This is a genomic window from Pseudomonas hunanensis (assembly GCF_013393325.1).
GTDB classification, from domain to species: Bacteria; Pseudomonadota; Gammaproteobacteria; order Pseudomonadales; family Pseudomonadaceae; genus Aquipseudomonas; species Aquipseudomonas putida_P.
Window position 1 is genome coordinate 229,086 of record NZ_QJRC01000101.1, and the last position, 19,126, is coordinate 248,211.

Sequence of the window (19,126 nt, forward strand, 5' to 3'; positions counted from 1 at the left end):
CGCCTTCTTGTACCAGCCTGCGCCTTACTTCTCGACGAAGGCTCGTTCGATCAGGTAATCACCCGGCTCGCGCATGCGGGCAGAGACTTTCAAGCCGAAGCTGTCCAGCACTTCGCTGGTCTCGTCGAGCATGCTCGGGCTGCCGCAGATCATCGCACGGTCGTCCTGCGGATTGATCGGTGGCAGGCCGATGTCGCTGAACAGCTTGCCGCTGCGCATCAGGTCGGTCAGGCGGCCCTGGTTTTCGAACGGCTCGCGGGTCACGGTCGGGTAGTAGATCAGCTTTTCGCGGACCGACTCACCGAAGAACTCGTTCTGCGGCAGGTGCTCGGTGATGAACTCGCGGTAGGCCACTTCGTTCACGTAGCGCACGCCGTGCACCAGGATGACTTTTTCGAAGCGCTCGTAGGTTTCCGGGTCCTGGATGACGCTCATGAACGGCGCCAGGCCAGTACCGGTGCTCAGCAGGTACAGGTGCTTGCCTGGGTTCAGGTCGTCGAGCACCAGGGTACCGGTAGGCTTCTTGCTGATGATGATCTCATCGCCTTCCTTCAAGTGCTGCAACTGCGAGGTCAGCGGGCCGTCCGGCACCTTGATGCTGAAGAATTCCAGGTGCTCTTCCCAGTTTGGCGAGGCGATGGAATAGGCACGCATGAGCGGGCGGCCGCTTTCCTGCTGCAGGCCGATCATCACGAACTGACCGTTCTCGAAGCGCAGCCCCGGGTCGCGGGTGCACTTGAAGCTGAACAGGGTGTCGTTCCAGTGGTGCACACTGAGGACACGTTCGTGGTTCATGTTGCTCATCGATGGGGCTCCTGAAGAAAAACGCGGCGCGCAAAACGCGCAGTTGCGCGATAGTTTAGGGGCAGCGACAATATCTGTTAACTGGATTATCAAGATATGTGTTATCGGTTATATCGATATGCGATTCACACTTCGTCAACTGCAAGTCTTCGTCGCCGTCGCTCAGCACCAAAGCGTCTCTCGGGCCGCTAGCCTGCTGTCGCTGTCGCAGTCGGCCGCCAGCACCTCCATCACCGAGCTGGAGCGGCAATCGAGCTGCCAACTGTTCGACCGTGCCGGCAAACGCCTAGCCCTCAATGCCCTGGGCCATCAACTGCTGCCACAAGCGGTGGCCCTGCTCGACCAGGCCAAGGAAATCGAAGACCTGCTCAACGGCAAGTCCGGTTTCGGTTCGCTGGCGGTCGGCGCCACGCTGACCATCGGCAACTACCTGGCCACCCTGCTGATTGGCAGCTTCATGCAGACCCACCCGGAAAGCCAGGTAAAGCTGCACGTACAGAACACTGTGCATATCGTGCAACAGGTAGCGCACTACGAAATTGATCTGGGTCTAATCGAAGGCGACTGCAACCACCCGGACCTGGAAGTGCAGCCGTGGGTCGAGGACGAACTGGTGGTGTTCTGCGCGCCGCAGCATCCGCTGGCCAAGCTGGGCCGAGCCGATATAGACAACCTTTCGCAAGAAGCGTGGATCCTGCGCGAGCAAGGCTCGGGCACACGCCTGACCTTCGACCAGGCCATGCGCCATCACCGCGCCAACCTCAATATCCGCCTGGAGTTGGAGCACACCGAAGCGATCAAGCGCGCAGTGGAGTCGGGCCTGGGTATCGGTTGCATTTCACGCCTGGCCCTGCGTGACGCCTTCCGCCGTGGCAGCCTGGTACCCGTGGAAACCCCGGAACTGGACCTGATGCGCCAGTTCTACTTCATCTGGCACAAACAGAAATACCAGACGTCGGCCATGCGTGAGTTTCTCGAGCTATGCCGCAACTTCACTGCGGGCTTTACCCGCAGTGACGAAATCGTGTTGCCGCCAATCGCTTAAAGCAGGATCACGCCCCACACCAGCGCCACCATGGTCAGTGCCACCAGTTGTGCGGCGCTGCCCATGTCCTTGGCATTTTTCGACAGTGGGTGGCGCTCCAGCGAAATGCGGTCGATGGCCGCCTCTACCGCCGAATTGAACAGCTCGACGATCAGCCCCAACAGGCACACCGCGATCATGATTGCCCGCTCGGCACGGCTGACCGGCAGCCAGAAGGCTATCGGGATCAGCAGCACGTTGAGCAGCACCAGCTGGCGGAATGCGGCCTCGCCCTTGAAGGCGGCGCGCAGGCCGTCCAGCGAGTAGCCGGCGGCGTTGAAGATGCGTTTGAGGCCGGTCTGGCCTTTGAATGGCGATGTCATGTGAGTCACTTCACAACAGAAAGGCCAGCAGACTAGACCGGCTTGGGTCAAAAAAGCGTGAAGCCACGCGCAGTCAGTTGCTGGCAACCGATTCAAGTTGTTGCAGCAGCAGCGCGGCCTGGGTCCGGGTACGCACGCCCAGCTTGCGGAAGATCGCGGTAACGTGGGCCTTGATGGTCGCTTCCGACACGCTCAGCTCATAGGCGATCTGCTTGTTCAGCAGGCCTTCGCAGACCATGGTCAGTACGCGGAACTGCTGCGGCGTGAGGCTGGCCAAGCCCTCGCTGGCGGCCTTGGCCTCGGCCGATACATCCACCTTCTCGAACGCCTGCGGCGGCCACCAGACCTCGCCATCGAGCACCTTGCGCACCGCATCCTGGATCACTTCCAGGGGGCTGGACTTGGGAATGAAACCACTGGCGCCAAACTCGCGGGACTTGACCACCACGGCGGCCTCTTCCTGCGCCGAAACCATTACCACGGGGATCTGCGGGTATTGCCCACGCAACAGCACCAGCCCGGAAAAACCGTAGGCACCCGGCATGTTCAAGTCCAGCAGCACCAGGTCCCAGTCGGCTTTTTCGCTCAGGCGGGTTTCCAGTTCGGCAATGCTCGCAACTTCGACCAGGCGTACATCCGGGCCCAGGCCAAGGGTAACGGCCTGGCGCAGGGCGCCACGGAACAATGGGTGGTCATCGGCAATCAGGATTTCGTAAGTGGCCATCGATCTAAGGATCCTGTTCTGTGCCAGGCGCTTGGGGGTAAAGGAGGCGCCCGGCGGGGAATCGGCGCCAAGGATGCCGAGCACGGTCAAGGGTGGTCAAGCCAATCGCCCTGCCGTCTCGCCCACCCTGGCTGCCAGCTCCGTCATTATGAACCAAAGCAGGGGTTGTGCCCCTTGGACTATAGGAAGGTATGCAAACGTTGGTGGGTGTCGTCCTGCTCGTCCAGCGGCAGGCGCCGCTTGCCGCTCAGGTAATGCAGGCTGAACACATCCAGGTACGCATCCAGCGCCTGGGAGGCCTGGCTGTCGCCAGCCAGGTCCAGGCACATGGCCGCCACTTCCGCCGTGCAGAAATGATCGTCGCGCTTGGAGCGACGCAAGCGGTAGCGCGACATCTGTTCGGCCTGCAAGCTCAACACCGGAAAACGGTCCAGGTACGGGCTTTTGCGGAACATCTTGCGTGCTTCGGTCCAGGTGGCATCCAACAGGATGAACAGCGGGCGCTTGCCCGGCTCGCGCACCACCTCGCTGACCACCCGCTCCTGAGCAACGAACTCGCCCGGGAAAACGATATAGGGCTGCCAGCGCGGGTCGTCGAGCAAGGCCAGCAGGCGCTCGTCAACCGAGGTGCGCAACCAGCCGAAGGCCGAGGTGTCTTCGATCAGGTCGGCAATCAGCCAGCCGGTATTGGTGGGCTTCAGCGGCTCGGTGTCATGCATCAGCAGGCATACGCCGGCGTCAGCCTGCACCCGGGGCTTCCAGGCACACAGGCAATGGGTAGCGATGACCCGGCAATCCGGGCAACGCTCTGCACGCGAGCCACGGGCGATGAAAGGCTTGTTGCTGCGGGCCAGGCGTTCGGCGCGCAGGCGCGCTACCGCATGGCTCATGCCGGCAGGCCTCTGGACAGGTTGGAAATGGGCACAAGGATGACTCGGAGAAAACAAGGGTGCCAGTCTACCAGAACAGGGGGCAATTGCTGTGCAGGCGGCAAGGTGGCCCTTATAATCGGGGTTTTACCGCGCCCGGTAGTCACCACCGCGCGATTTCACGGAACGCCGTCGACCCGCGCATGTCAAAGCGCCAGTCATCGAACCAGGAGAGATTCATGCTGCGCCTTATCGCCCCCGCCCTGAGCCTGTTGCTCGCCCTGCCTCTGGCAGCCCAGGCGGCTTCCAAGCAGGATTACGACCTGAACAAGATGCTGGAGAAGGTTGCCAAAGAGAGCAGCGTCGGCACCCCGCGTGCGATCAACGAGGACATCCTCGATCAGGGTTACACCGTTGAAGGCAAGGCGCTGGTCAACCACCTGAGCGTGCGCCAGAGCCACGCTGAACGCATGCAGGCCAACCCTGCACAGGTGCGTAGCCAACTGGGCGACAGCGTCTGCCGCAATAGCGGTTTTCGCAACCTGATGTCCAAGGGCGCGGTGATGGTCTACCGTTTCACGGTTTACAAGACCAACCAGCCGATCATGGACCAGGCCTTCGACAGTGCCAGTTGCGTTGCCGGCAACAAGAAGAAGTAAAGGCAGCCCTCCCAGCTATACCTTCTCGTCCTCGCGGGCACTCCAGTGCCCTTCGGCGGCGTCGGCGCGCATCTCGGCCAATAACGCCTGCAAATAGCGCGACTGACACTCCAGCCCCGCCAACCTGCGGCGGCACTCGGCCTCAAGGCTCAGGTGATGCACCTGGGCCGCGTTCTCCAGCTGCTGAAAGAGCTGCCGGTCCACCTCGATGATCAAGCGATGCATACCGCCACCTCCTGCATCGATACGTTTCGCCCTACCAGTTAACCAAACCCATGCGGCCGGTGGCCGCATGCCGACGGGCGGCGGTGGCAAACAGCCCGGCACAATCGGTCGCGAGGGTCTAGATTGAGGTCAGAGGTATTGGTGCAGAAGGAGACGTTGCATGCCTTACCAATCGAATGAACTGCTGTTCAGCCACTTCCGTGACAACAACATCGACTTGAACCACATCGACGCACAACTGCAACTGGTTGCACCCGACAGCCCCAACCTGCCGCTGTACCGCGACATGATGCTGACCATCCTGCGCATGGCCCACGACGACAGCGACCGCTGGAACGCCAAGATTACCCTGCAGGCCCTGCGCGAGCTGGACCACTCGTTCCGCACCCTGCAGCGCTACAAGGGCCGACGCAAGGTGACCGTGTTCGGTTCGGCGCGCACCCCGCTGGAACACCCCATGTACGCCCTGGCCCGCGAGCTGGGTGCCACCCTGGCACGCTCCGACTTGATGGTCATCACCGGCGCCGGCGGCGGTATCATGGCCGCCGCTCACGAGGGTGCCGGCAGTGCTCACAGCCTGGGCTTCAATATCACCCTGCCCTTCGAACAACACGCCAACCCCACAGTGGATGGCACCGACAAACTGCTGCCGTTCCATTTCTTCTTCATCCGCAAACTGTTCTTCGTCAAGGAAGCCGACGCTTTGGTATTGTGCCCCGGCGGCTTCGGCACCCTTGATGAAGCGCTGGAGGTCCTGACGCTGATCCAGACTGGCAAGAGCCCGCTGGTACCGGTGGTACTGCTGGACTCGCCAGGCGGTAGCTTCTGGCGCGACTGCCTGGACTTCATCAGCCGCCAATTGGAAGAAAACCGCTACATCCTGCCCAGCGACCTGAAGCTGGTGCGCCTGGTGCACAGTGCCGACGAGGCGGTGGAGGAAATCAACCAGTTCTACAGCAACTACCATTCCAGCCGCTGGCTCAAGAGCCAGTTCGTTATCCGCATGCATCACCCGCTCAGCGAGGCCGCGCTGTATGACATCCAAGAAGGCTTTGCCGACTTGCGCCTGAGTGGCAAGTATCACCAGCAAGCTGATAGCAGTGCCGAGCATGAAGTAGGCAATTTCAATCACCTGACCCGCCTGTCATTCGCCTTCAATGGCCGCGACCAGGGCAGGCTGCGCGAGTTGGTGGATTTCATCAACTTGCCCGAGAACTGGGCCAAGCCGCAACCCATGCATACCACGCAGCGGGCCAGGGAGGCGTTGAAGGTCAGTTCATAGGTGTTTGCTGCAGGGGGGCCGCAAAGCGGCCTCAGCCTTTCAGCAATGCTCAGTAATCGTCGAGATCACGCCCACTGAGCAGGCGGCCGATCATGTCCATGGGGAACCCACGGTAAGCCAAAAACCGGGTCTGCTGGGCACGGCTGCGCGGGTCTTGCGGGCGCTGCCCGGCAAACTTGCGCTGCCATACGTCATGCATACGCTCGCGCCAATCCACTTCGCTCTCGCGCAATGCCTGCTCGATATCAGCACGCGCCAAGCCACGCTGCCCCAGCTCCTCACGAATACGCGAAGGACCGTAGCCAGAGCCTGAACGATAGCGGATGAAGCTTTCGAGGTAACGGGCTTCACTCAGCAGCCCTTCTTCGGCGAGCCGGTCGAGCTCAGGCTCTATCAACTCGTCCGAAGCGCCGCGCTGACGCAACTTGCGCGTCAGCTCGACGCGACCGTGCTCACGTCGCGCGAGCAGGTCCATGGCTGTCCGCCGGATGGCGACGGGGGTGTCGAGTACGGCGGACATATTGGCTATCTACCGCGCAATCAATAACCGGCTTCGGCGTCAGCCACATCGTCGGCACTGGCATCAACGGCGGCAGCCTTGCCGGCTTCAGCGGCAGCACCGGCTTTCAACAGCTTTTCACGGATCTGCTTCTCGATCTCGGCACCAATAGCCGGGTTTTCTGCCAGATACTTGGCAGCGTTGGCTTTGCCTTGACCGATCTTGTTGCCCTGGTAGGCATACCAGGCACCGGATTTCTCGACCAGGCCCTGAGACACACCCAGGTCAATGATCTCGCCGTTACGGTAGATACCTTTGCCGTAAAGAATCTGGAACTCGGCTTGACGGAACGGAGGCGATACCTTGTTCTTGACGATCTTGACGCGGGTTTCGCTACCGACCACTTCGTCGCCTTCCTTGACCGCGCCGGTACGACGGATATCCAGACGCACCGAGGCGTAGAACTTCAGGGCGTTACCACCGGTGGTGGTTTCCGGGCTGCCGAACATCACGCCAATCTTCATACGGATCTGGTTGATGAAGATGACCAGGCAGTTAGCGTTCTTGATGTTACCGGTGATCTTGCGCAGCGCCTGGGACATCAGGCGAGCCTGCAGGCCGACGTGCATGTCACCCATCTCGCCTTCGATCTCGGCCTTCGGCACCAACGCGGCCACGGAGTCGACGATGATCACGTCAACGGCGTTGGAGCGCACCAGCATGTCGGTGATTTCCAGGGCCTGTTCGCCGGTGTCCGGCTGCGAAACCAGCAGGTCGTCGACGTTGACGCCCAGCTTGCCGGCGTACTCAGGGTCGAGGGCGTGTTCGGCGTCGACGAAGGCGCAGGTGGCACCGTTTTTCTGAGCTTCGGCGATGACCGATAGGGTCAGCGTGGTCTTGCCCGACGATTCCGGGCCGTAGATCTCGACGATACGGCCTTTTGGCAGGCCGCCGATGCCAAGGGCGATGTCCAGGCCCAGCGAGCCGGTGGAGATGGCCGGAATGCCTTGACGCTCCTGGTCACCCATGCGCATGACCGCGCCTTTACCGAATTGACGTTCGATCTGACCCAGGGCCGCAGCCAAGGCGCGCTTCTTGTTGTCGTCCATTGAAATCCTCACGTGTTCGACTTGGCCCTGACGGCCGGAATACCTGTATAAGTAGCCAGTATTATTCCACAGGCCGGCGCCCGCGCAAACCCCTGTCGTCGATTTACTCGGCACCAAGCTGTAACAAGCCGTCTAACGCGGCGATCACCGTCTGTCGGCGCACCGCTTCGCGGTCACCGTCAAACTGGCGGCGCTCGCTGAACACCCGGTTGCCATCGCCCCAGGCCAGCCACACGGTACCTACCGGTTTGGCTGGCGAGCCGCCGTCAGGCCCGGCCACCCCGCTCACCGCCACGGCAAAGCGCGCCCCGCTGGCAACCTGGGCCCCGCGGACCATGGCTTCGACGACTTCCTGGCTGACCGCGCCTACCTGGCCGAAGAACACCTCGGGCACACTCAACAGACGGGTTTTCTGGGCGTTGGAGTAGGTCACGTAGCCAACCTCGAACCAGGCCGAGCTGCCAGGTACGCGGGTAATGGCTTCGGCAATGCCACCGCCAGTGCAGGATTCGGCGGTGGTCACCTGCGCATTGAAACGGCGCAGGTGTTCACCCAGGCGGGTAGCAAGCGTGGTGATCGGGTCCATGTCGGGGCTCCTTGTAAACGGCCCTCTACCCTATCACCCCGCGTCGGGCCCTGGCTCAGGAAACCTACAGGCTGTCCCGGGCAATTTCGCTGAACGCACGCTCGTCGCGCCGACCGAGGCGCGGCAGCCCTTCAGGCCACTCCTCGCGCCAGTCGAAGCCGTCCAGCTTGCGCATGTCTTCGATTGCCGAACGCCACCAGATCACTTTGCACGCGCGCTGGTAGTCATCATTACTCATCACGCTGCCGTACAGCAGCTTGCGGCCGATGCCCCGCAGCTCGCGCGGCACCCGCTTCAGGCTCCACTTCACCGACAACCGCGCCAGCCACGAAGGCACAGGACGATACGCCGGCACCTTGAGGGCCAGGCTTGGCATCTGCGGATGGAAGCCCTCGCCGTGCTTGGCGAAGAAGATTTCCAGGATGGCATGCACGTACTGTTTCATCGCGAAGTAGTGGCTGATCACCCCACGCGCTTCGTTGACCTGCGCCCCGTGCAATTCGAAGGAAAAGGCGATCTGTTCGATGGTGTGCAGGTCACCGGTGTAGGGCGTCCAGGCATCGATGCGTGGGATGGCGCGCTCGGCAATGCCGACATTGCAGCGGGTGAAACCCATGACGCCGCTGTTGCAGAGCCGCAAATCATCGGCCGGCGCATTTCCAGCCTCGGCCAGCCCGGCGCTGAAGCGAAGGTAGTCACTGCTGCGCGACGCCTCGGCCCAGCTCGTCTCCACTTCATCGACCAGGAACTGGCCGGCATCGACCTGGCTGAACAGCTTCAACGGCGATTGCAGGAACACCGTATCGGTATCGATGAACACGGTCTTGTCCGCCCACTGCCCGGCCTGGGCAATGGCGCAGGCCTTGCGCCGGTGGGTGTAGCCGCCGTCGCCGGTCCAGGCCTGCAAGGTCTGCTCGTCCAGCGTGATCACTTCCACCGGCCAGCCAGCAAAAGCCTGTGGCTGATCGGTAAGTACACGGATCACTGGCAGCTCAGCCGGTTTGCAACGCGCCATGGCGGTGAGGATGCTGAGTTTGGCCTCCAGCTGATAGATCCGGCGCTCGCCATAAAGGAGGTAGATCAGCTGTTGCTTTACATAGGGGACTGGGCTGGACACATTCATCGTACGGGTCACGGCTAGAGGCGTTTGTCGAGGGCCGCGCATTCTAGAGGTTAACGCCGCACGGCTCCACCTTTGCCGCCAGGCTGCGCGAACATGCCCCAATGCCTGCGCCTGCATCTCGCTGAAAAAGCCTGTACCATTGCCGGTTTACCCTTGCCAACCAGATCACCCGCTGTAAGGCCCTGAATGTCAGATCTTTCCGCACACACACCGATGATGCAGCAGTACTGGAAGCTGAAAAACCAGCACCCAGACCAGCTGATGTTCTACCGCATGGGCGACTTCTACGAAATCTTCTACGAAGATGCGAAAAAAGCCGCGAAACTGCTGGATATCACCTTGACCGCCCGCGGTCAGTCGGCCGGCCAGTCCATTCCCATGTGCGGGATCCCGTTCCATTCGCTCGAAGGCTACCTGGCCAAGCTGGTCAAGCTGGGCGAATCGGTGGTGATCTGTGAGCAGATTGGCGACCCAGCCACCAGCAAGGGCCCGGTGGAGCGCCAGGTGGTGCGCATCATCACCCCTGGCACGGTCAGTGACGAGGCCCTGCTCGACGAGCGCCGCGACAACCTGATTGCCGCGCTGCTCGGCGACGAGCGCCTGTTCGGCCTGGCCGTACTGGACATCACCAGCGGCAACTTCAGCGTGCAGGAGATCAAGGGCTGGGAAAACCTGCTGGCCGAGCTCGAGCGGCTGAACCCGGTCGAGCTGTTGATCCCGGACGACTGGCCGCGCGATTTGCCTGCGGAGAAACGCCCTGGCGCCCGCCGCCGCGCACCGTGGGACTTCGACCGCGACTCGGCGCGCAAGGCCCTGTGCCAGCAATTCGCGACCAAAGACCTCAAAGGCTTCGGCTGCGACAAGCTGACCCTGGCCATCGGTGCCGCCGGCTGCCTGCTGACCTACGCCAAGGAAACCCAGCGCACCGCCCTGCCCCACCTGCGCAGCCTGCGCCACGAGCGCCTGGACGACACGGTCATCCTCGATGGCGCCAGCCGCCGCAACCTGGAGCTGGACATCAACCTGGCCGGTGGGCGCGACAACACCCTTCAGTCGGTGATCGACCGCTGCCAGACCGCCATGGCCAGCCGCCTGCTGAGCCGCTGGCTGAACCGCCCGCTGCGCGACCTCAAGGTACTGCAGGCACGCCAGGATTCGATCCGCTGCCTGCTCGACAGCTATCGCTTCGAGAAGCTGCAGCCGCAGTTGAAGGAAATTGGCGATATCGAGCGGATCCTCGCTCGCATCGGCCTGCGCAATGCCCGCCCGCGCGACCTGGCGCGCCTGCGTGATGCCTTGGGCGCATTGCCCGAGCTGCAGAACGCCATGACCGAGCTCGAGGCACCGCACCTTGCGCGCCTGGCAGCCATCACCGGCACCTACCCGGAACTGGCCAGCCTGCTGGAGCGGGCGATCATCGACAACCCGCCGGCGGTGATCCGCGACGGCGGCGTGCTCAAGGCCGGCTATGACAATGAGCTGGACGACCTGCTGGCGATCAGCGAAAACGCCGGCCAGTTCCTGATCGACCTGGAAGCCCGGGAAAAGGCTCGCACAGGCCTTGCCAACCTCAAGGTCGGCTACAACCGCGTGCACGGCTACTTCATCGAGCTGCCGACCAAGCAGGCCGAGCAGGCCCCAGGCGACTACATTCGCCGGCAGACGCTCAAGGGCGCCGAGCGCTTCATCACCCCGGAGCTGAAGGCATTCGAGGACAAGGCACTGTCGGCCAAGAGCCGCGCCCTGGCCCGCGAAAAAATGCTGTACGACGCCCTGCTGGAAACCCTCATCAGCCACCTGGCGCCGCTGCAGGACAGCGCCGCTGCCCTGGCCGAACTGGATGTACTCAGCAACCTGGCCGAACGTGCACTGAACCTTGACCTGAACTGCCCGCGCTTCGTCGACGAGCCGTGCCTGCGCATCGAGCAAGGCCGCCACCCGGTGGTGGAGCAGGTATTGACCACGCCGTTCGTGGCCAACGACCTGGGCCTGGACAACAGCACACGCATGCTGATCATCACTGGCCCGAACATGGGCGGTAAGTCCACCTACATGCGCCAGACCGCCTTGATCGTGCTGCTGGCACACATCGGCAGCTTCGTGCCAGCGGCCAGCTGCGAGCTGTCGCTGGTCGACCGCATCTTCACCCGCATCGGTTCCAGCGATGACCTGGCCGGCGGGCGCTCGACGTTCATGGTCGAGATGAGCGAAACCGCCAACATTCTGCATAACGCCACCGACCGCAGCCTGGTGCTGATGGACGAAGTCGGCCGCGGCACCAGCACCTTCGACGGCTTGTCGCTGGCCTGGGCCGCCGCCGAGCGCCTGGCCCAGCTGCGTGCCTACACGCTGTTTGCCACGCACTACTTCGAACTGACCGTGCTGCCGGAGAGCGAGCCGCTGGTGGCCAACGTGCACCTGAACGCCACCGAGCACAACGAACGCATCGTTTTCCTGCACCACGTGCTGCCTGGCCCTGCCAGCCAGAGTTACGGCCTGGCCGTGGCGCAACTGGCCGGCGTACCGACAGTGGTCATCCAGCGTGCCCGCGAACACCTGGGGCGCCTGGAAACCACCAGCCTGCCGCACGAGCAGCCCCCGGCCGCAAAAGCCAAGGATGCGCCGCAGGTACCGCACCAAAGCGACCTGTTCGCCAGCCTGCCACACCCGGCCATCGAGAAGCTGGGCAAGCTGCAGCTGGACGACATGACCCCGCGTCAAGCTATCGAAATGCTATATCAACTAAAGAACCTGTTATAACGGCGCCCACTACAAGCTGATAGAATCCGCCGCGGTTTGCTGGTGCTGCAGGTTATTAGCCTGGCCTGCAGCCACATACCTGTAAACCGCGCGGCCCTGAGAGGAAGGGCCGCCGCCGTCGCCTGAGGAGAGAATTAGAAATGACCTTCGTCGTCACCGACAACTGCATCAAATGCAAATACACCGACTGCGTGGAAGTCTGTCCGGTGGACTGCTTCTACGAAGGCCCGAACTTCCTGGTCATCCACCCGGACGAGTGCATCGACTGCGCCCTGTGCGAACCGGAGTGCCCAGCGCAAGCCATCTTCTCGGAAGACGAAATCCCTGCAGGGATGGAGAACTTCATCGAGCTGAACGCCGAACTGGCGGAAGTCTGGCCGAACATCACCGAGCGTAAGGATGCCTTGCCTGACGCCGAAGAGTGGGATGGCAAGACTGGCAAGATTGCCGACCTGGAGCGCTGATAACGCCCAGATGCGAAAAAGGCCCCTCGGGGCCTTTTTTGTTTTCTGCGGGCAAAAAAAAAGGGGCGGTTTGACCCGCCCACATTTTTTCCGTAGTCCCTGCTTGTCCCAAACATCATCCTGATGAAATCGCTTCTTGCGACGTCCTTGGCCTTCGTCCTGAAAGCCTGTGCATGTCCCTGTGCACAGTTCGAATACTAGCGGGTTGAGCCGGACGGGCAAGCGCGAACCCTCACAAGGTATTGCCGGGGACATATTCCCTCACAGCAAAATAAGCCATTGTTTTCAATGAGTTGGAAAAATACAGAGGCTGAAAACGACAATGATTTACTGAGACTTGCATAGATAGCTTACAAAACAAGTAAGAAAAGGCTTACATGGAATGTTACTGGGGTAGCGCAATACACATTGGATATCTGTTATGCCCAGGTTTTGAGGCAGCGTTGCAGCCCTGCAATCTCGGATGGGGATAACTCTTTTAGCCACACACAAAAACGCCCCGAGGTCATCGGGGCGCTTTGTGTTACGAGCCTTCGCTACTGGAACAACGACTCGCTGGACAAGCCGTTCTTCTCCAGGATCTCGCGCAAGCGCTTAAGCCCCTCTACCTGAATCTGCCGCACCCGCTCCCGGGTCAGGCCGATCTCCAGGCCAACATCTTCAAGGGTACTGCTCTCATGCCCGCGTAGGCCAAAGCGCCGCACCACCACTTCACGCTGCTTGTCGGTCAACTCACCCAGCCACTGATCGATGCTCTGCGACAGGTCATCATCCTGCAGCAGCTCGCACGGGTCGGTCGGGCGGTCGTCGGTCAAGGTGTCGAGCAGGGTCTTGTCCGAGTCCGGGCCAAGCGACACATCCACCGAAGACACCCGCTCGTTCAAGCCAAGCATGCGCTTGACCTCGGCGACCGGCTTCTCCAGCAACGTGGCGATTTCTTCTGGCGAGGGTTCGTGGTCGAGTTTCTGGGTCAGCTCGCGTGCAGCGCGCAGGTAGACGTTCAGTTCCTTGACCACATGGATCGGTAGGCGGATGGTGCGGGTCTGGTTCATGATCGCCCGTTCGATGGTCTGGCGAATCCACCAGGTCGCATAGGTCGAGAACCGGAAACCACGCTCTGGGTCGAACTTCTCGACCGCACGGATCAGCCCCAGGTTGCCCTCCTCGATCAGGTCGAGCAGCGACAGGCCACGGTTCACGTAACGACGGGCAATTTTTACAACCAGGCGCAGGTTGCTTTCGATCATGCGCTTGCGGCCGGCAGGATCGCCCTTTTGCGACAAGCGCGCAAAGTGCACTTCTTCTTCCGGCGACAGCAGCGGCGAGAAACCAATCTCGTTGAGATACAGCTGGGTGGCATCGAGCGCCCGGCTGTAATCGATGTACTTGTGTTGCTTGAGCGAAGAGCCCGACTTGGCCCTCGTCCGAACCGAAGATACAGCAGGTTCGTCTGACACCACATCCGTTTCCAAAACGATACCCGTCTCCATCAGGAGGACGTCATCGTCGATGTCAAACTCCGGCACTTCTTTACTGAGAGCCATTGTTATAGTCCTTTGCTGAGTTCGAACTCAGACTCGAGCGGCACCTTTATCCCTGGCAGCGCTTGAGCCTGTCCCCTCTACATCACAGGAACAGGCCGGGTACAACGATCAACGGCGTGGCAGGAACTGGAGCGGATCGACGGGTTTGCCCTGGCGGCGAATCTCAAAATGCAGCTTCACCCGATCTGTGCCCGTAGACCCCATTTCAGCAATCGACTGCCCTGCCTTGACCTGCTGCCCCTCCCGAACCAACAGCCTGCGGTTATGGCCGTAGGCACTGACGTAGGTATCGCTGTGTTTGATGATGATCAGCTCGCCGTAGCCCCTCAAACCACTCCCGGCGTAAACCACCGCACCATCAGACGCAGCAAAAACAGGCTGTCCCAAATCACCGGCGATATCAATGCCTTTATTCAAACTACCGTTTGAAGCAAATTTTCCAATCAACACGCCGTTGGCAGGCCAGGTCCAGCCGCCTACCGCGCGCTCCGCAGCCGGCACGGTGGCAACCACTGGCGCACTGGTGGAAGGGGCCGGAGTGGCTGGTTTGCTGGTGCTGGCCGGCGCCGTGGCGGGGCTGCCCACAGGCCGCCGCGTGACCGTGGTGCGGCTCGACGAGGAAGGGTTGGATACCACCGTGGTACTGCTGCTAGAACCGCTGCTGAAACGAATCGCTTGGCCCGGGCGGATGGTGTAAGGCGCCGGGATACCGTTGCGTGCGGCCAGCTCCTTGTAGTCCCAGCCATAACGGAAGGCGATGGAGAACAGGGTGTCGCCAGGCTTGACGATGTATTGCCCGGAAGTCACCGCCGGGCGCTTGGGCACGCTGTTGTTGCGGTCGACCACCCGCGCGCTGTTGCTGCTGGTGCTCGAGCAACCCACCAGTAGCGTGCCCATGGCCAATGCAATCACCAGAAGCTTGAAACCTGACCCGTCCTTGCGCTGCCGAATGACTGTGTGACCCACCCGCGCTCCCCTCATGGTGCCGAAAACGATATGAAGACAAGAAATGCAATATTGTTGCAATTATAACCAAGCCAGCCGGTATTGGCAGACTGGAGCAATAGGCTGTTGCAAAGCCCCGGTGTGCGCTGGCGCTTCGCCCCGCCAGATAGACAGGGCGAAGCGGCAAGAATTCGCTGCAGGCCCAAAAATACCGCGTGGTGCCTACCCAAACAGCCAATGCAAGCTGGGCTCAGGCCAACGGACCATTGAGCAGCGGCACGAAACGCACAGCCCCCAGCACGCGACGGGAGAACCCATGCTCCTCGCGCACGATCAGCATCAGTTGCTGCGCTTCGCCGGCCGGCCCCACCGGGATGACCATGCGGCCTCCAGGTGCCAGCTGGTCGAGCAATGCCTGCGGCACTTCCGGCGCCACGGCAGTGACGATGATGCCGTTGTACGGCGCCAATGCCGGCCATCCCTCGCAACCATCGCCCCAGCGGAACACCACGTTGCGCAGGTTCAGCTCCACCAGGCGTTCTTTGGCCCGATCCTGCAATACCTTGATGCGCTCCACCGAGAATACCCGCTCGACCAGCTGGGCCAGGATCGCCGTCTGGTAACCCGAGCCGGTGCCGATTTCCAGCACCTTGTCCAGCGGCCCGGCTTCGAGCAGCAGCTCGCTCATGTGGGCAACCATGAACGGTTGCGAGATGGTCTGGTTGTGGCCGATCGGCAACGCGGTGTCTTCATAGGCGCGATGTGCCAGCGCCTCGTCGACGAACAGGTGGCGCGGGGTACGACGGATCACGTCGAGCACCTTGGTATTCGACACACCCTCTTCGCACAGGCGCTGGATCAGCCGCTCCCGGGTACGCTGGGAGGTCATGCCGATACCACGCCGCAGCATATCGTCCTCGCGCATCAGAGCAGGCCCTCCAGCCAACCGTCGAGCTGCTCGAAGGCATCATTGAAGGTGCGATCGAGTTGCAGCGGGGTGATCGATACGTAGCCCTGCATGACCGCGTGGAAGTCGGTGCCCGGCCCCCCATCCTCGGCATCACCGGCCACGGCAATCCAGTAGCCTTCCTTGCCGCGCGGGTTGACCACCTTGGTCGGCGCCGCCGCCCGCGCCCGATGACCGAGGCGGGTGAGCTGGATGCCACGGATGTGCTCCAGCGGCAAGTTGGGGATATTGACGTTGAGTACGGTGCGGGGCGGCAGCGCCAGGCGCGACTGTGCCTCGACCAATCGACGGGCGATATAGGCAGCGGTCGGCAGGTTGTCCGGCTGGCGCGACAACAGCGAGAACGCCAGCGAGGTACCGCCGAGGAAACGGCCTTCCAACGCCGCAGCGACCGTACCCGAATACAGCACGTCGTCGCCCAGGTTGGCACCGAGGTTGATCCCCGACACGACCATGTCTGGCGCCTGTGGCAACAACCCATTGAGCCCCAGGTGCACACAGTCGGTTGGCGTGCCGTTGAGGCTGATGAAGCCGTTGGCCAGGGTCTGCGGGTGCAGTGGCCGGTCCAGCGTCAGCGAACTGCTGGCGCCGCTCTTGTCTTGATCCGGGGCGATCACCGCGCACTCGGCGTAATCCGCCAGCGCAGCGTGCAACGCGGCGATGCCGGGTGCGGTAACACCGTCGTCGTTCGAAATCAGAATACGCATGGGCTGTCCGTCTGCCCTGCCGACACCAGATCCACGACTTCACGCACCACCACGGTGGCGAAGCATCCGGCCGGCAGGACGAATTCCAGTTGCAGGATATCAGGCTCGGGATAATGCCACGTCAGGCCGCCAATAGGGAGCCGCAGAATTCGCCGTTCGTGATCCATGCCCGCCTGGGCCAACCACTGGCAAAGTGCCGGCTGCCGTGCGCCAACGGCGTTTTCCAGCAGGGCAGTGGCTGCGCCAGCAGGCGAGGCGCCCTCGCCCCACATAGGGCCAGTCGGGTGCAGATCGAGAATCGCCAGGCGCGGGTCGGCACATTCCGCCTCACCGGCCGGGAAAAAACTACGGCTGTCAGTGAACGCCAGCAGGTCGCCGACCTGGGCGCGAGCCCAGCTGCCGTCAGCGACACGCGCAGCCAGCAGTTGATTGAACAGGAAGCTGCGCCCAGCCGAAAGCAGCCGCGAACGCACGTTGCGCTGCTCAGGCAAAGCCTTGCGGGCAGCCCACTCGAGGGCGTCATGCACGTTGCCACCGCCGTGGCCGAAGCGCTGGGTGCCAAAATAGTTGGGCACACCGTTCTGCTTCAGCTGTTCCAGGCGCGTGTCCAGCGCCTGGTGATCGGCTGCCAGAGCCGTCAGGCGCAGGGTAAAACCGTTGGCCGAATGCGCGCCGCGCTGGAGCTTGCGCAGGTGGCGCACCTGCTTGAGCACACGCAGGCTGGCATCCTCGGCCCGCGACAGGTCCGGGTCGGCCTTGCCCGGCAGGTGCAGGCTGAACCACTGGCGGGTCAGCGCCTGGCGGTCCTTCAGGCCGGCATAGCTGATGCTGCGCACGGGCACGCCTGCGGCACGGGCCAGGCGGCGGGCGGCCTCTTCAGTGTTCAGGTCACGCTTCTCGACCCACAGCCACAGGTGCTCGCCCTGCCCCGACAGGGGGATATCCAGCACTTCGTCGACCTGGAAATCCTCGGCCACCGCCTTGAGTACGGCGGTGCCCAACGGTTCGCCCGATGCGCGCGGGCCCAGCAATTCCAGTTCGGTCATGCTGGCAGCAGCAGGGCGACCGAATGCACGGCAATCCCCTCCTCGCGGCCGGTGAAGCCCAGCTTTTCAGTCGTGGTGGCCTTGACGTTGACCTGGTCGAGCTCGACCTGCAGGTCTTCGGCGATCAGCTGGCGCATGGTCTCGATGTGCGGGGCCATCTTCGGCGCCTGCGCGACGATGGTGGCGTCGACATTGCCGACCTTCCAGCCCTTGGCCCTGACGATGCCGACCACATGGCGCAGCAGCGCTCGGCTGTCGGCCCCCTTGAACTGCGGGTCTGTGTCGGGGAAGTGCTTGCCGATGTCGCCCAGCGCCGCGGCGCCCAGCAAGGCATCGCTCAGGGCGTGCAGCAGCACGTCGCCGTCGGAATGGGCCAGCAGGCCGTATTTGTGGGGGATACGCACCCCGCCCAAGGTAATGAAATCACCGTCGCAGAAACGGTGCACATCGTAGCCATGGCCAATACGCATAGAAAAACGCCCTGAATGAGTCAGGGCGTGATTCTACCTGCTTTGCAGCGGGTTTGGCGGCTTTTGGCCCAGGGTGCTACACCCGCCCCAGTGCCACCGCATGATGGCGCAGGTGCTCCTCGATGAAGCTGGCAATGAAGTAGTAGCTATGGTCATAGCCCGGCTGCAGGCGCAGGGTCAGTGCATGGCCCCCTTTGCGTGCGGCCTGCTCCAGCGCTTCGGGCTTGAGCTGTTTTTCGAGAAAGTCGTCACGGTCGCCCTGGTCAACCAGCAACGGCGGGCACTCGCCGGCAGGGGTTTCGGCCAGCAACACGCTGGCATCCCACTCGCGCCAGCGCGCCCGATCTTCACCCAGGTAGCGGCTGAAAGCTTTCTCGCCCCACGGGCAATCCATCGGGTTGCTGATGGGGGAAAACGCCGACACCGAACGGTAGCGCCCTGGGTTGCGCAAGGCGCACACCAGCGCGCCATGCCCGCCCATGGAGTGGCCGCTGATGCTGCGCTCGCCCGACGCCGGGAAGTGCGCTTCGATCAGGGCTGGCAACTCCTGTACCACATAGTCATGCATGCGGTAATGCTGGGCCCAGGGCTGCTGGGTGGCGTTGAGGTAGAAGCCGGCCCCAAGGCCGAAGTCCCACGCGCCATCCGGGTCGCCCGGCACCTGCTCGCCACGCGGGCTGGTGTCGGGGGCGACGATGATCAGCCCAAGCTCGGCGGCCAGGCGCTGAGCGCCGGCCTTCTGCATGAAGTTCTCGTCGGTACAGGTGAGGCCACTGAGCCAGTACAGCACCGGCAGCTTCTCACCCTGTTCGGCCTGCGGCGGCAGGTACACGGCGAACACCATGTCGCAACCCAGCACCTTGGAGTGATGCCGGTAACGCTTGTGCCAGCCGCCGAAGCTCTTCTGGCAGGAGATGTTATCCAGGCTCATGGCGT

At 62.4% G+C, this 19,126-nt stretch carries 21 protein-coding genes; 5 read left to right on the forward strand and 16 right to left on the reverse strand.

The window, feature by feature from the left end:
* Positions 1 to 24: 24 nt before the first annotated feature.
* Positions 25 to 804, reverse strand: a complete 780-nt coding sequence (fpr, locus tag DM807_RS26130) for a ferredoxin-NADP reductase (protein ID WP_012270923.1) — start codon at positions 802 to 804, stop codon at positions 25 to 27.
* A 118-nt stretch (positions 805 to 922) separates the two neighbouring features.
* Here fpr and finR point away from each other — a divergent pair, with 118 nt between their 5' ends.
* A complete protein-coding gene (finR, locus tag DM807_RS26135) occupies positions 923 to 1,849 on the forward strand; it encodes a LysR family transcriptional regulator FinR (RefSeq protein WP_012270922.1) in 927 nt (308 codons plus the stop codon).
* Here the strand turns inward: finR and DM807_RS26140 are convergent.
* The 3 genes from DM807_RS26140 to DM807_RS26150 all read right to left on the reverse strand — a co-directional run bounded on the left by DM807_RS26140 (position 1,846) and on the right by DM807_RS26150 (position 3,825).
* Positions 1,846 to 2,211 carry a diacylglycerol kinase gene (locus DM807_RS26140; protein ID WP_010952700.1) on the reverse strand — a complete coding sequence of 122 codons (366 nt, stop codon included), beginning with the start codon at positions 2,209 to 2,211 and terminating at the stop codon, positions 1,846 to 1,848. The genes finR and DM807_RS26140 overlap by 4 nt on opposite strands.
* Positions 2,212 to 2,284: 73 nt before the next feature.
* On the reverse strand, positions 2,285 to 2,935 hold the full coding sequence (gene erdR, locus DM807_RS26145) for a response regulator transcription factor ErdR (RefSeq protein WP_012270921.1): 651 nt from the start codon (positions 2,933 to 2,935) through the stop codon (positions 2,285 to 2,287).
* A 179-nt stretch (positions 2,936 to 3,114) separates the two neighbouring features.
* On the reverse strand, positions 3,115 to 3,825 hold the full coding sequence (locus DM807_RS26150) for a tRNA-uridine aminocarboxypropyltransferase (protein ID WP_069942170.1): 711 nt from the start codon (positions 3,823 to 3,825) through the stop codon (positions 3,115 to 3,117).
* Positions 3,826 to 4,043: 218 nt separating this feature from the next.
* Between DM807_RS26150 and DM807_RS26155 the strand changes: the two genes are divergently transcribed.
* Positions 4,044 to 4,463, forward strand: coding sequence for a quorum-sensing-regulated virulence factor family protein (locus DM807_RS26155; protein WP_012270919.1), 420 nt, complete (start codon positions 4,044 to 4,046; stop codon positions 4,461 to 4,463).
* Between the two features lie 15 nt (positions 4,464 to 4,478).
* Here DM807_RS26155 and DM807_RS26160 read toward each other — a convergent pair whose 3' ends face one another.
* Positions 4,479 to 4,688 (reverse strand): hypothetical protein, encoded by a 210-nt coding sequence (locus tag DM807_RS26160; RefSeq protein WP_012270918.1) that lies wholly within the window; start codon positions 4,686 to 4,688, stop codon positions 4,479 to 4,481.
* Positions 4,689 to 4,848: 160 nt separating this feature from the next.
* Here DM807_RS26160 and DM807_RS26165 point away from each other — a divergent pair, with 160 nt between their 5' ends.
* On the forward strand, positions 4,849 to 5,970 hold the full coding sequence (locus DM807_RS26165) for an LOG family protein (RefSeq protein WP_012270917.1): 1,122 nt from the start codon (positions 4,849 to 4,851) through the stop codon (positions 5,968 to 5,970).
* Between the two features lie 49 nt (positions 5,971 to 6,019).
* On the opposite strand, the gene recX is transcribed toward DM807_RS26165, so the two are convergent.
* From recX to DM807_RS26185, 4 genes are all read right to left on the reverse strand, one after another.
* The gene (gene recX, locus DM807_RS26170) at positions 6,020 to 6,490 is read right to left on the reverse strand and encodes a recombination regulator RecX (protein ID WP_012270916.1); all 471 of its coding nucleotides are present in this window, start codon (positions 6,488 to 6,490) and stop codon (positions 6,020 to 6,022) included.
* A 20-nt stretch (positions 6,491 to 6,510) separates the two neighbouring features.
* A complete protein-coding gene (recA, locus tag DM807_RS26175) occupies positions 6,511 to 7,578 on the reverse strand; it encodes a recombinase RecA (protein WP_012270915.1) in 1,068 nt (355 codons plus the stop codon).
* A gap of 103 nt (positions 7,579 to 7,681) precedes the next feature.
* Positions 7,682 to 8,164, reverse strand: coding sequence for a CinA family protein (locus tag DM807_RS26180; RefSeq protein ID WP_012270914.1), 483 nt, complete (start codon positions 8,162 to 8,164; stop codon positions 7,682 to 7,684).
* A 64-nt stretch (positions 8,165 to 8,228) separates the two neighbouring features.
* Entirely contained in the window at positions 8,229 to 9,287 is a 1,059-nt protein-coding gene (locus tag DM807_RS26185; RefSeq protein WP_012270913.1) for a hypothetical protein, read from the reverse strand.
* A gap of 186 nt (positions 9,288 to 9,473) precedes the next feature.
* Here DM807_RS26185 and mutS point away from each other — a divergent pair, with 186 nt between their 5' ends.
* Entirely contained in the window at positions 9,474 to 12,047 is a 2,574-nt protein-coding gene (mutS, locus tag DM807_RS26190) for a DNA mismatch repair protein MutS (protein WP_069942171.1), read from the forward strand.
* A 140-nt stretch (positions 12,048 to 12,187) separates the two neighbouring features.
* A complete protein-coding gene (fdxA, locus tag DM807_RS26195) occupies positions 12,188 to 12,511 on the forward strand; it encodes a ferredoxin FdxA (RefSeq protein ID WP_012270863.1) in 324 nt (107 codons plus the stop codon).
* A gap of 536 nt (positions 12,512 to 13,047) precedes the next feature.
* Here fdxA and rpoS read toward each other — a convergent pair.
* The 7 genes from rpoS to fghA all read right to left on the reverse strand — a co-directional run bounded on the left by rpoS (position 13,048) and on the right by fghA (position 19,121).
* Positions 13,048 to 14,055, reverse strand: coding sequence for an RNA polymerase sigma factor RpoS (gene rpoS / locus DM807_RS26200; RefSeq protein ID WP_003252351.1), 1,008 nt, complete (start codon positions 14,053 to 14,055; stop codon positions 13,048 to 13,050).
* Positions 14,056 to 14,163: 108 nt separating this feature from the next.
* Positions 14,164 to 15,021, reverse strand: a complete 858-nt coding sequence (locus DM807_RS26205; RefSeq protein ID WP_012270862.1) for a peptidoglycan DD-metalloendopeptidase family protein — start codon at positions 15,019 to 15,021, stop codon at positions 14,164 to 14,166.
* A gap of 229 nt (positions 15,022 to 15,250) precedes the next feature.
* A complete protein-coding gene (locus DM807_RS26210; protein ID WP_003252348.1) occupies positions 15,251 to 15,889 on the reverse strand; it encodes a protein-L-isoaspartate(D-aspartate) O-methyltransferase in 639 nt (212 codons plus the stop codon).
* Positions 15,890 to 15,924: 35 nt separating this feature from the next.
* Positions 15,925 to 16,674, reverse strand: coding sequence for a 5'/3'-nucleotidase SurE (gene surE, locus DM807_RS26215; RefSeq protein ID WP_012270861.1), 750 nt, complete (start codon positions 16,672 to 16,674; stop codon positions 15,925 to 15,927).
* Positions 16,662 to 17,720, reverse strand: a complete 1,059-nt coding sequence (gene truD, locus DM807_RS26220; protein ID WP_179028146.1) for a tRNA pseudouridine(13) synthase TruD — start codon at positions 17,718 to 17,720, stop codon at positions 16,662 to 16,664. Before truD ends, surE begins: the two co-directional genes overlap by 13 nt.
* The gene (gene ispF / locus DM807_RS26225) at positions 17,717 to 18,190 is read right to left on the reverse strand and encodes a 2-C-methyl-D-erythritol 2,4-cyclodiphosphate synthase (protein WP_012270859.1); all 474 of its coding nucleotides are present in this window, start codon (positions 18,188 to 18,190) and stop codon (positions 17,717 to 17,719) included. Before ispF ends, truD begins: the two co-directional genes overlap by 4 nt.
* A gap of 76 nt (positions 18,191 to 18,266) precedes the next feature.
* Positions 18,267 to 19,121, reverse strand: coding sequence for an S-formylglutathione hydrolase (gene fghA, locus DM807_RS26230; RefSeq protein WP_012270858.1), 855 nt, complete (start codon positions 19,119 to 19,121; stop codon positions 18,267 to 18,269).
* Positions 19,122 to 19,126: the final 5 nt, after the last annotated feature.